The sequence below is a fragment of the Chelativorans multitrophicus genome (assembly GCF_011317445.1).
GTDB classification, from domain to species: domain Bacteria; phylum Pseudomonadota; class Alphaproteobacteria; order Rhizobiales; family Rhizobiaceae; genus Chelativorans; species Chelativorans multitrophicus.
Window position 1 is genome coordinate 237,212 of the sequence record NZ_JAAAPL010000004.1, and the last position, 11,571, is coordinate 248,782.

The window sequence follows — 11,571 nt, forward strand, 5'->3', positions numbered from 1 at the left end:
GGTGGGGCGCGGCAAAAATAAAAAAGCCGGCATAAGCCGGCTTTTCGTCGGGATATTTTAGATCAACTATTGAGCGGGAGCGGGCTGCGTTTCGCCTGTGCTGCCGCCAGCTTCGCCTTCCGTAGCTGGGGGCGTAGTGGTTTCTTCCGTCTGGGCCGGAGCCTGTGTATCCCCGGCAGGCGCGCCTTCCGCGGGCGCAGCACCGTCTTGGGCTGGCGCTGCCGTTCCTTCCGCCGGAGCGGCACCCTCGGCCGGGGGGGCTGCCTCGCCCTCCGCAGGCGGCGTCTGCTCGCCGCCTTCCGCGGGCGCGGCGGCACCTTCTTCACCCGCGGGCGCTGCTTCCGGCAGCGGAACAGGCTGGTCCGACATCGTGCGCAGATAGGCGATCAGGTTGGCCCGATCCTCCACCTTGCTGAGGCCCGCGAAGGACATGGCCGTGCCCGGAACGAGGCCCTTGGGGCTGGCCAGGAAGTGGTCCAGATTCTCATAAGTCCAGAGCTTCTGGCCGCCTTCCGAGAACTCCGTCAACGCGCTCGAATAGCTGAAGCCCTCATGACTCGCGATCGGGCGGTCAACGACACTCCACAGATTGGGGCCCACCTTGTTCGGGCCGCCCTGCTCGACCGTATGGCAGGCTCCGCAGCGCTTGAAAACGGCCTCACCTGCCGAAGCGTCGGCAGAGGCAAGAAGCGGCAGCACTGATTCGGCAGCCGGTTGGGCCTCTCCGCCGCCTTCGGTAGCGCCGCCTTCGGGTACCGCGATGGCATAACCGGGTGTTTCCGGCTCGGGAGAGGAAAAGACGGCATCGGACAATAGGCTAATGGAGAATACCACGAAAACAACGCCGAGGAATGCGCCGATGAATTTGTTGAGTTCGAAAGAATCCATGTGCCCTAAGGCCCCCTTCTCCGTATCCTCCGCGGGCATCGCGCCATTTCCGTCCGGCGCATCGGGTTCCCGCGTTCGGCTGCTGCCAAAAATCGCGCGGAAACTAGGTCTTTTGCTCGATCAACGCAACACATATAAGGCTGTTTGCAACTGAGACCTTTTGCCACTTTCAAAACCCGCCGCGACAGCTGTCCCATGACCTCTATAATTCTTATCCCCGCCAGAATGGCCTCCACGCGTCTGCCTGGAAAGCCGCTTGCCGACATCGCCGGAAGAACCATGATCGCCCAGGTCGTCGCGAGAGCCCTTGAGAGCGGCGTGGGACGCGTTGTCGTGGCAACGGACACGGAGGAAGTCGCCGCAGCCGCTAGAGCCGAAGGCGTTGAGGCTGTGATGACGCGTGCCGATCATCAGTCCGGCTCGGACCGCATATTCGAGGCGTTGCAGACGATCGATCCTGGAGCAACGGCCGAGATCGTGATCAATCTTCAGGGCGACTTGCCGACGATCCCGCCGGAAGATATCCGCGCTGTCGTCCGTCCGCTGGAAAATGCGGACACTGACATAGCCACGCTTGGTGTCGAGATTTCGGATGAAGAGGAAAAGGCCAATCCGAACGTGGTGAAGATCGTGGGCGTGCCGGTCAAAACTGCGTCAGATGCACTGCGGCTGCGCGCGCTCTACTTTACGCGGGCGACTGCCCCGTGGGGGGAGGGGCCACTTTTCCATCACATCGGCATCTATGCCTATCGCCGCCGTGCGCTGGAACGATTCGTGGCGCTGCCGCCGGGAACGCTTGAGATGCGCGAGCGGCTGGAGCAATTGCGTGCCCTGGAAGCGGGGATGCGTATAGAGGCCGAGATCGTCCGCTCGGTGCCGCTCGGGGTCGATACGCCTGCCGATCTTGAGCGCGCCCGCCAACTTCTCTCCGCTAGAACCGAAAGCCGATGATGATTGCGCGAAAAACGAACAAGATCTCCTTCCAGGGAGAGCCGGGGGCCAATTCCGATACCGCCAGCCGCGACATGTTTCCGCACATGGAGCCGCTGCCCTGCCCGACATTCGAAGATGCTTTCAACGCAGTAGAGACGGGCAAGGCCGATCTCGCCATGATCCCGATCGAGAACACGATCGCAGGGCGCGTCGCCGATATCCATCACCTTCTGCCTGAATCCCGGCTTCATATTGTGGGCGAGTATTTTCTGCCCATTCATTTCCAGCTGATGGTGCTTCCGGGCACCGATATATCGCAGATCAAGGCCGTCTACAGCCATATCCATGCGCTTGGGCAGTGCCGGAAGATCATTCGCAAGCACCGGTGGAAGCCCATGGTGGCCGGCGACACGGCGGGCGCGGCGCGAGTGGTGGCCGAAGAAAAGGTGGTTTCGAACGCGGCGCTTGCGCCACGGCTGGCTGCGGATCTTTACGGCCTGCAGATCGTGGCGGAAAACGTCGAGGACACGGACAACAACGTCACCCGCTTCGTCGTGCTTTCGAAAGAAAAGGCATGGGCGCAGCGCAAGTCTCCAGACCAGCGCATGGTGACCACGTTCATTTTCCGGGTGCGCAACGTTCCGGCTGCGCTTTACAAGGCGCTCGGCGGCTTTGCCACAAACGGCGTCAACATGACGAAGCTGGAGAGCTATCAGCTCGGCGGCAAGTTTTTTTCCAGCCTTTTCTACGCGGATGTGGAGGGACATCCTGAAGACCGAAGCCTTGCATTAGCATTGGAGGAGCTTCGCTTCTTCTCCCACGAAGTGCGGGTGCTCGGTGTTTATGAAGGCCATCCATTCCGGGATACGCAAAGCGAGGACGATTGAAGGAGTCTTCTTTTCGTCCTACGCTGGAAAGATGATAGGCCTCCTATCTGGAGCAGGAAATTTTTAGGCGGGCCTGCATTTTAGTCTGATTTTCTCCGGACGGGCTTTTCGCGCATATTTCAATGCTCAATACCTGCTCGCCGGAGCCCTATCTTAGAACAACTTATGACCGGGAGAAAACGCCATGGGCCTTCGTATCAACGACACCGCACCGGATTTCACCGCCGAGACAACACATGGCACCATCCACTTCCATGAATGGATCGGCGATGGCTGGGCCGTCCTCTTCAGCCACCCAAAGAATTTCACACCCGTCTGCACGACCGAGCTTGGCGCGATGGCGGGCCTGGAAGGCGAGTTCAAGAAGCGCAATGCCAAAATCATCGGCATTTCGGTGGACCCCGTCCAGGATCATCTGCGCTGGAAGGACGACATAGAAAAAGCAACAGGTTTCCGCGTAGATTACCCGCTGATCGGGGATAAGGACCTGAGGGTTGCCAAGCTCTACGACATGCTGCCCGCTGAGGCGGGTGATTCGTCCGAGGGGCGCACCCCCGCTGACAACGCGACGGTTCGCTCGGTTTATGTCATCGGTCCCGACAAGAAGATCAAGCTGATCCTCACTTATCCGATGACCACCGGCCGCAACTTCGATGAGATCCTGCGGGCTATCGATTCGATCCAGCTCACCGCGAAACACCAGGTGGCTACTCCAGCCAACTGGAAGCAGGGCGAGGACGTCATCATCACCGCCGCGGTTTCCAACGAGGATGCCGTCAAGCGCTTCGGCGCTTTCGACACCATTCTTCCCTATTTGCGCAAAACCAAGCAGCCAACGGCCTGAACGCAGGCGGTTTGCCATTGAGAAGCGGGGCTTCGGCCCCGCTTTTTTATTGCGCGCTTTTCTGCTCTAGGTGGCTTTGAACGCATGGCGCAGCAGCCGGCATTCGGTTATGGTCGCGCCGGTTTTCAAGAGCGAGAAGATATGTCGCAACAGCGCACTACGGCTTCAGGCGGGATGGAGACCGCCTTCGGCTACCGAAACGTGGGAGAAGGCGAGAAGCAGGGCCTCGTCAACGAGGTGTTCCATCGCGTGGCGGAACGCTACGACCTGATGAATGATCTGATGTCCGGCGGCCTGCATCGGCTCTGGAAGGCCGGGATGGTCTCCTGGCTCTCGCCACCAAAGCAGCCTGGCTTCAAGGCGCTAGACGTGGCTGGAGGCACTGGCGACATAGCTTTCCGCATCGTGGAGGCTTCCGGCGGCCAAGCGCAGGTCACCGTGCTTGATATCAACGGTTCCATGCTGGCCGTGGGCCGTGATCGGGCGGAGAAACGTGGGCTTGCTCAGAATCTGAGCTTTGTCGAAGCCAATGCCGAGGAACTTCCCTTTCCTTCATCGGCCTTTGATGCATATACGATCGCTTTCGGCATTCGCAACGTGCCGCAGATAGACAAGGCATTGTCTGAAGCCTGCCGCGTGCTGCGGCCGGGTGGACGTTTCCTTTGCCTGGAATTTTCGGAGGTGGACGTGCCTCTTCTCGACAAAGTCTATGAGGCCTGGTCCTTCAACGCCATTCCTCGCATCGGCCAGGCCGTGGCAGGTGATGGCGAGCCCTATCGCTACCTGGTGGAATCCATTCGGAAGTTCCCCAATCAGGATAATTTCGCCGTCATGATCAAGCGGGCCGGCTTCGACCGCGTCACCTGGCGAAATTATTCGGGTGGTATTGCCGCCCTCCATTCCGGCTGGAAAATCTGATAGCGAATGAGCACGCTAGGCGCATATCTTCGCCTTGCCCGCGCGGGCTGGATTCTCTTGCGGGAGGGTGTGATTGCAGCTTTTCCCGGCGACCAGTTCGAAGGGATGCCACGTTTCGGATGGCGCCTGGCGCGACTTTTATCACGCCGTCGCTCGAGCCACCGGGCTCGTACGGAACGCCTTGCCATCGCGGTGGACCGGCTTGGCCCGACCTATGTAAAGCTGGGGCAATTCCTGGCGACACGTCCGGACGTTGTCGGCCACGAACTGGCGCGCGATCTGGCTTCGCTGCAAGATCGGATGGACACTTTCCCGCAGGAGCGCGCCGTCATGGCGATCGAGGCTTCACTGGGCGCCCCGGTGGGCACGCTTTACCGGGAGTTCGGTGCGCCCGTTGCGGCAGCTTCGATAGCCCAGGTGCACCCAGCGAAGATCATCCGCGAGGGGGAGATCCAGAAGGTTGCGGTCAAGGTGATCAGGCCCGGGGTGCGCCGCCGTTTCTATAATGACCTGGAATCCTTTTTTCTCGCGGCTCGCCTGCAGGAGCGCTTCATTGCGTCATCACGCCGGCTGCGCCCCGTCGAGGTGACGCAGACTCTGGCTCAGACGACCAAAATCGAGATGGACCTGAGGCTTGAGGCGGCCGCCATTTCGGAGATCCATGAGAATTCGAAAGAGGATCCAGGCTTCCGGGTGCCTTGGGTGGACTGGCAGCGCACCGGCCGGGATGTGCTGACGCTCGAATGGATCGACGGCATCAAGATGTCGGACACCGAAGCGCTGCGCGCCGCCGGGCACGATCTGGAGCGTCTTGCCACGACATTGATCCAGTCCTTCCTGCGGCACACTCTTCGTGATGGCTTCTTCCATGCCGACATGCATCCCGGAAATCTTTTTGTCGAGGCGAATGGAACCATTGTCGCCGTCGATTTCGGCATTGTCGGCCGCATCGGGCGGAAGGAAAGGCGGTTTCTCGCCGAGATTCTCTATGGCTTCATAACGCGGGACTTTCGCCGTGTGGCGGAGGTCCATTTCGAGGCGGGCTATGTGCCCAGCCACCACGACGTGGCCGCCTTCGCCCAGGCGCTCCGGGCGATCGGGGAGCCGATCCACGGCCAGCCTGCCGAAACGATCTCCATGGCGCGGCTGCTTACGCTCCTGTTCGAGGTGACGGAACTATTCGACATGCAGACGCGGCCCGAACTACTGCTTCTGCAGAAGACCATGGTCGTCGTCGAAGGCGTGTCACGCACTCTGGATCCGCACTTCAACATGTGGCGCGCGGCAGAGCCTGTCGTCTCCGAGTGGATCGAGAAGAATCTTGGCCCGCAGGGACTCTTCATGGACGCGCGGGAGGGAGCTCATGCACTGATGATGCTCGTTCGCCAAGCGCCGGAACTGGCGATTCGTCTCGACCATGTAAGCCGAGGCATGGAAGCTTTTCTCAACAGCGGGCTCCGCCTCGAAACGGAGACCACGCGGGCGATCGGCCGCGCGCGGGCGAGATATGAGCGTGCGGGCCATCTTGCGTTATGGGTAATCGCCTTGCTGCTCTTCTTCTTTGCTTTGCGGCTCCTGTAGGAATTGGCTCACTCGTGCCGGCAAAGGCCTGTTTTCAGCAGGCAAGGATGGATGCTATTGCTCCCCCTATTCGAGAAATGACGGTCGCTAATGTCGAAACGCATCGCCGGTCCTGAGATCGAACGCCTGATACAGCTCCTGGCGAAGGTGCCTGGCTTGGGGCCACGTTCTGCCAGGCGGGCTGCCCTTCACCTCATAAAGAAAAAGGAGCAGCTTTTCTCGCCTCTAACCACGGCGATGGCGGAAGCGCTGGCGAAGGTGAGGGTCTGCTCCGTCTGCGGCAATGTGGATACCTCCGACCCCTGCACAATCTGTACGGACCCGCGGCGCGAATCTGCGACGCTGATCGTTGTCGAGGACGTATCCGACCTGTGGGCATTGGAACGTGCCGCCGCGTTGAACGCCCGCTACCACGTGCTTGGCGGGACGCTTTCGCCCCTGGACGGCGTCGGCCCGGACGATCTCAATATCAAAGGCCTGGTGAGCCGGATCGCGGAGGGCGGCGTTTCGGAGGTCATCCTTGCCGTGAATGCCACCGTCGAGGGGCAGGCGACCGCCCATTACATCACGGACCAGCTTGTGGGGCTGGAGGTCAGGGTCACGAAGCTCGCCCATGGCGTGCCGGTCGGTGGCGAGCTTGATTATCTGGATGAGGGAACTCTCGCTGCTGCGCTGAAGTCACGTACAGCTTTCTGAACAAGGGAACTGCTCGATGCTGCAAGGAGCAAGAAGGGGCTTTATGCTTGCCCTTGCGATTTTGTGCTTGGCCTCCTTGCCGGCGCGGGCTGCCGACGTGAACGCGCTTTTCCAGGATTGGCTCGCGCGGGACCTTTGGCCTGAGGCGCGGTCCCGCGGCATATCCGAGGCGAGCTTCAAGGCCGCTTTCTCCGGCGTGAAACCCAATCTGAAGCTGCCGGACCTTGTTCTGCCAGGCGAGAAGGCGCCCCGTTCCACGGAGCAGCATCAGGCGGAATTTCGGGCGCCATCAGCCTATTTCGCTCATATCGATGGTGTCGTTTCCGGGGGAAGGAGCAGGGCGAAAACCCATGCCGCGACGCTTGCGGCAATCGAGAAGCGCTTCGGCGTGCCGTCTGGCGTGCTGCTCGCAATCTGGGGCCGCGAATCCGGCTTCGGCAGCGCCAAGATTCCCTATAACGCTTTCGAGGTATTGGGTACGAAAGCCTTCCTTGCCACCCGCAAGGAGATGTTCCGCCAGGAAGTGCTAGCCGCGCTGGCGATGGTCGATAAGGGCCGTGTCCCGCCCGAAACGATGCGCTCCTCCTGGGCAGGCGCAATGGGCCAGCCGCAGTTCATGCCCACATCCTACCTGAAATACGCGGTGGATTTCGACGGCGACGGCCGTGCGGATATCTGGAATTCCGTTCCGGACGCGCTTGCCTCGATCGCCAATTACCTCGCCGGCCACGGTTGGGTGCAGGGCCGGGATTGGGGTTTCGAGGTGGTTCTCCCCAAGGAGATTTCCTGTGCGCTTGAAGGCCCGGACCAGGGCCGGCGCATCGCTGATTGGGCGGCCATGGGAATTGCCCGCGCGAACGGCAAGCCCTTCCCAGACCACGAATTGCGCGAGGAAGGTTATTTGATGATGCCGGCGGGGCGCCATGGGCCGGCTTTTATCGTCACGCCGAATTTCTATCGCCTCAAAGACTATAACGAGAGCGATCTTTATGCCCTCTTCGTCGGCCATGCGGGTGACCGCATCATGTATGGCACAGCCGGATTTTCTGGGCAGTGGGGCAGGGTCGAGTCCATGCTCCGGTCCGATATTGCCGCCATGCAGCGCGCGCTGGAACGTGCCGGTTATGATGTGGGAGGCGCCGACGGACTGGCCGGCTTCAAGACCCGCCGTTCAATCGGCCTGTGGCAAGAGAAGGGCGGACGCCCGCCCACCTGTTTCCCCGATAGAGACCTCGTCCGCCAAATAAGGTAAGGAGAATCGCGGCCCCGGCTGAAAAAGCGGGTTGAGCCGCGCTGTATTAGGAGGGCTCATCGTGAAATTGCTGAAAGACCTTGCTCGGCTGAGTGCTCTGGCCTTTGCAGGCCTTCTCCTGTGGAGTTGCACCGTCGTCGTCGAAGAGGAGCCGGGTCGCCCGCTCCCGCCGCCGCCGGATGGGCCGCGCATCTGTACCCAGCAATATCAACCGGTCTGTGCCACGCGCGGCGGACGCGAACAGACCTTCCCCAACGCCTGCATTGCGCAATCCGAAGGCTTCCGGCCGGTGCATCCCGGCGAATGCCGACCCTCCCGCCCGCCGGAGATGCCGCCGCAGGCCTGCACGCGCGAATACCGCCCGGTCTGCGCGGTGCGCGGCAGCCGCGAGCGCACTTTCCCCAATTCCTGCATAGCTGAAGCCGAAGGCTATCGGCCGGTATATCCCGGTCAATGCGGCGGTGGCCGCCCCCCGGTGGATGACGGCCCACGCTTCTGCACGAAGGAGTATGCGCCAGTTTGCGGCGTGAGAAACGGGCGGATGCGCACCTTCGGGAACACCTGCGAGGCGGAATCGGCAGACTACCGCATCATCCACAGAGGCGAGTGCTGAACGAAAGAAGTAAGGCCGCGGCAATCTTCGTGCCGCGGCCTTACTAGTCTACCCAGCCGCGAGGCGCTCCATGGCCCATTGCATCAGTGGTGTCTGCGGAAAGCAGATCAGGCCACCCAATCCGAGTGCCACGCCATAGGGGATGCCGGACTTTTCTTCCGCGAAATGGCGCAGCAGAACATGATGTGCGACCAGTGGCGAGAAAGCCGATCGCCTGAAAGATACAAGCGCGAGCGTGAGCGCTCCGCCCAAAAGCGCGGTCGCCAGCAGGTAATCCATCAGACCGGGATTGAAGCCGAACCACACCGCGCTCGCAGCCATCAGCTTCGCGTCTCCGCCTCCCATACCGCCGATCGCGAAGACTGCGAATGTTGCGAGGAGCACCGTTCCCCCAAGCAGGAAATGCATCCCGATTTCCGCAACGGGCATGCCGACCAAAGGTGCAAGCACCGCGAAGGAGAGGACGAGCAGGATCGATACGCGATTGGCTATCGTCAGCGATATCATGTCGGAGACCGCTGCAAAGGCCATGCAGAAAGGAAAGATGACCAGGATCGCTGCTTCAACCATGACAGTACTCTCCTGAAGAGACGAAAGAATAGCCTCTCGAACCTAACCGCCTGTGAAGATTGGGCGGGTCAAGAGAACTCCGCAACCGATGGCAATGAGAAAGCCGCCTGCTGCTGCAGGCGGCCTCGCAATAGGAAATCACCGAATCCTGGTATTATTCGGCAATACCTTCGCCGGTGAGCCCGGTAGACACCCGTGTAAACGCATTGGTGATCTGGCCACCAATCGAGCCGACCACCGCGATGATGCCTGCGGCGATCAGTGCAACGATCAGGCCGTACTCGACGGCCGTCGCGCCGGATTCATCCTTCAGAAAACGCGCAAAAAGACTGGACATAAGAGATCTCCTTCAGCTCCGATTTTTTCAGCACCCCGCCGACTTTCTCTTGTGTCGATCGGATGGAGGGAGGTTTACGCCTGGTCACTTTCGGTGCTCTTAAAAAACAATGTTACCAAAGAATTTAGATCGTGATCTCAATAATATAGTTACGAACACTATCATCGTTTGCTTAAATTTTGAACGTTTCAGGAGCTGGTCTTTGTTGAGAGTGAGGTCTCTCCGGCAGAGGGTTTTAACTATTACTTTACCATTTATGTTCATTTTTGATGGGAAACACTGGAGGCGGCGCGTTGCGGCCATTTGGCGAAAGAGCACTCTTTTTTGCGATAATGCTCGCCGCGGCGATAGCCGGTGCCGAAGCTCGCGCCGATATCGGCATCGTCATGAACCAGGCGAAGATCATCAAGCTCGTCCGTCCCGCCGACACGGTCGTGATCGGCAATCCGGAAATTGCGGATGCGGTGGTGCAGGATGCCCAGACCATCGTGCTCACGGGCAAGGGTTTTGGTGTTACCAATATAGTCGCGCTCGATGTCGAAGGGCGGCCCATCATGGACGAGCAAGTGAGGGTCTCCCGACAGACCGTCGATTCAGTCCGCATCTACCGCCGTTCGGACGTGCAGACCCTGTCGTGCACGCCCTTCTGCGAAAGCGCTTACAAGTCCGAAGCCGAGCGAATCTCCGAAGCCGAGATGCGCAACTGATAAGACCTGCTGGTGTTTGGCCTGAGCGTTAATGGAAGGCTTCTTTCCCCGCAGATAATTTAACCGTCTGAAAAACGAGGCAGCAACGGCTCCCTGCAATAATCGGTCCCGAGGGAAGGTGGCTGAGATGGGTGGTCTTGGGGCAAATTTCGGGACAGGCAGGCGCATCACCGCGACCGCGCTGCTGCGCCGCTTCGGGCGCGAGAAAAAAGGCGCGACTGCGATAGAGTTTGCGCTTCTCGCTTTCCCGTTTCTGCTTGTGCTCTTTGCAATCATAGAGAGTGCGGTCGCCTTTGTGGCGCAGGAGCTGTTGACCAATGCCGCCGATGATGTCGCGCGCCAGTTCCGTACCGGCCGGCTCAGGGCCGGCGTCGTCAACGAGCAAATCGTCCGCGACCTTATGTGCGAGCGCATGCGCGTGCTCTTTCCGAGTGACTGTCCCGGTCTGCGGATTGATCTGCGGAGCTTTCAAACTTTCGCGCAGGCAGCAGAGATTTTTGACGGGCCGGTTCTACCGTCTGCCTATATGTTCGATCCCGGCGGCGCGGAGGAGAAAAATGTATTGCGCATCTTCTATTTCTGGCCGGTGCTCACGAACATCATGCATGACCGCCTGACGAACCTCCCCGCCGGAAAGATGCTGCTCTTGACCAGTCAAACCTGGCAGAACGAGCCCTTTGCGGCCGCGGCCCAATAAGATGGCTGAGGAGGAGGGGCGCATGATTGCACATTTGCGGAAGCAGGGCCGTGAGGTGGTGAGCCATCTCATCAATTTTTCCAAAGAAGCCAGTGGTGCGGCGGTAGTCGAATTCGCTTTGGTCGTGCCGCTGATGCTGGCGCTCTTCTTTCTCACATTAGAGGCCACCCAGGCTTTGGAGGCCAATAGAAGGGTGGGCCGGCTGGCAAATCAGGTTGCCGATCTGGTTACACAGCAGAAGGAAATCACGAAGGACGAGCTCCTTGCGCTTATGATGATCGGCCGCGCGGCACTTGAGCCCTACCGCCGCAGCAAACCTACGATAACGGTTACCGCCATCCAGATTACGGACGAGGACAAGCCCAAACCGAAGGTGGTCTGGTCACGTTCGCTGGTTGGCGACGCGCTTGTTTATGCGGAGCGGCCGGACGACATCACCGAACTCCCGGACAGTCTTCTGGTGCGCGGCAGGTTTCTGGTCCGCGCGGAGGCAAATCTTGATTATCGGCCGATGATCCTCTGGAGCGCCGACGGCAAGGAGGCGATGGGTTTAACGGCGGCGTTCGACAACATTTCGATGAGCGCGCGCCAATACTACAACCCCCGTCAGACTCCAACCATTCCCTGCGGAAATTGTTAAAGCCTCTC

14 protein-coding genes are annotated in these 11,571 nt (G+C 60.1%); 11 read left to right on the forward strand and 3 right to left on the reverse strand.

Annotated features, from left to right (window positions below):
• Window positions 1–66: 66 nt before the first annotated feature.
• Entirely contained in the window at window positions 67–888 is an 822-nt protein-coding gene (locus GNP00_RS19245) for a c-type cytochrome (protein ID WP_041544943.1), read from the reverse strand.
• A 195-nt stretch (window positions 889–1,083) separates the two neighbouring features.
• Between GNP00_RS19245 and GNP00_RS19250 the strand changes: the two genes are divergently transcribed.
• From GNP00_RS19250 to GNP00_RS19285, 8 genes are all read left to right on the forward strand, one after another.
• Window positions 1,084–1,839, forward strand: coding sequence for a 3-deoxy-manno-octulosonate cytidylyltransferase (locus GNP00_RS19250; protein ID WP_011583394.1), 756 nt, complete (start codon window positions 1,084–1,086; stop codon window positions 1,837–1,839).
• Window positions 1,839–2,708 (forward strand): prephenate dehydratase, encoded by an 870-nt coding sequence (locus GNP00_RS19255; RefSeq protein WP_041545782.1) that lies wholly within the window; start codon window positions 1,839–1,841, stop codon window positions 2,706–2,708. Before GNP00_RS19250 ends, GNP00_RS19255 begins: the two co-directional genes overlap by 1 nt.
• A gap of 184 nt (window positions 2,709–2,892) precedes the next feature.
• Complete coding sequence (locus tag GNP00_RS19260) at window positions 2,893–3,552, forward strand: peroxiredoxin (RefSeq protein WP_166016223.1); 660 nt, start codon at window positions 2,893–2,895, stop codon at window positions 3,550–3,552.
• A 141-nt stretch (window positions 3,553–3,693) separates the two neighbouring features.
• A complete protein-coding gene (gene ubiE / locus GNP00_RS19265) occupies window positions 3,694–4,470 on the forward strand; it encodes a bifunctional demethylmenaquinone methyltransferase/2-methoxy-6-polyprenyl-1,4-benzoquinol methylase UbiE (RefSeq protein ID WP_166016225.1) in 777 nt (258 codons plus the stop codon).
• Window positions 4,471–4,476: 6 nt separating this feature from the next.
• A complete protein-coding gene (ubiB, locus tag GNP00_RS19270; protein ID WP_166016227.1) occupies window positions 4,477–6,051 on the forward strand; it encodes a 2-polyprenylphenol 6-hydroxylase in 1,575 nt (524 codons plus the stop codon).
• 90 nt (window positions 6,052–6,141) lie between these two features.
• Window positions 6,142–6,747, forward strand: a complete 606-nt coding sequence (gene recR, locus GNP00_RS19275) for a recombination mediator RecR (RefSeq protein WP_011583399.1) — start codon at window positions 6,142–6,144, stop codon at window positions 6,745–6,747.
• A 43-nt stretch (window positions 6,748–6,790) separates the two neighbouring features.
• Window positions 6,791–7,999, forward strand: coding sequence for a lytic murein transglycosylase (locus tag GNP00_RS19280; protein WP_041544944.1), 1,209 nt, complete (start codon window positions 6,791–6,793; stop codon window positions 7,997–7,999).
• Window positions 8,000–8,060: 61 nt separating this feature from the next.
• Complete coding sequence (locus GNP00_RS19285) at window positions 8,061–8,612, forward strand: Kazal-type serine protease inhibitor domain-containing protein (protein ID WP_011583401.1); 552 nt, start codon at window positions 8,061–8,063, stop codon at window positions 8,610–8,612.
• A 48-nt stretch (window positions 8,613–8,660) separates the two neighbouring features.
• Here the strand turns inward: GNP00_RS19285 and GNP00_RS19290 are convergent, their stop codons facing one another.
• Both GNP00_RS19290 and GNP00_RS19295 read right to left on the reverse strand, forming a co-directional pair.
• Window positions 8,661–9,182, reverse strand: a complete 522-nt coding sequence (locus GNP00_RS19290) for an A24 family peptidase (protein WP_011583402.1) — start codon at window positions 9,180–9,182, stop codon at window positions 8,661–8,663.
• Window positions 9,183–9,336: 154 nt separating this feature from the next.
• Window positions 9,337–9,519 (reverse strand): Flp family type IVb pilin, encoded by a 183-nt coding sequence (locus GNP00_RS19295; RefSeq protein WP_011583403.1) that lies wholly within the window; start codon window positions 9,517–9,519, stop codon window positions 9,337–9,339.
• A 332-nt stretch (window positions 9,520–9,851) separates the two neighbouring features.
• Here GNP00_RS19295 and GNP00_RS19300 point away from each other — a divergent pair, with 332 nt between their 5' ends.
• The 3 genes from GNP00_RS19300 to GNP00_RS19310 all read left to right on the forward strand — a co-directional run bounded on the left by GNP00_RS19300 (window position 9,852) and on the right by GNP00_RS19310 (window position 11,563).
• Entirely contained in the window at window positions 9,852–10,226 is a 375-nt protein-coding gene (locus GNP00_RS19300; RefSeq protein WP_049764970.1) for a pilus assembly protein N-terminal domain-containing protein, read from the forward strand.
• A gap of 127 nt (window positions 10,227–10,353) precedes the next feature.
• Window positions 10,354–10,923, forward strand: coding sequence for a TadE/TadG family type IV pilus assembly protein (locus tag GNP00_RS19305; protein WP_011583405.1), 570 nt, complete (start codon window positions 10,354–10,356; stop codon window positions 10,921–10,923).
• A gap of 22 nt (window positions 10,924–10,945) precedes the next feature.
• Window positions 10,946–11,563 carry a TadE/TadG family type IV pilus assembly protein gene (locus GNP00_RS19310; protein WP_011583406.1) on the forward strand — a complete coding sequence of 206 codons (618 nt, stop codon included), beginning with the start codon at window positions 10,946–10,948 and terminating at the stop codon, window positions 11,561–11,563.
• Window positions 11,564–11,571: the final 8 nt, after the last annotated feature.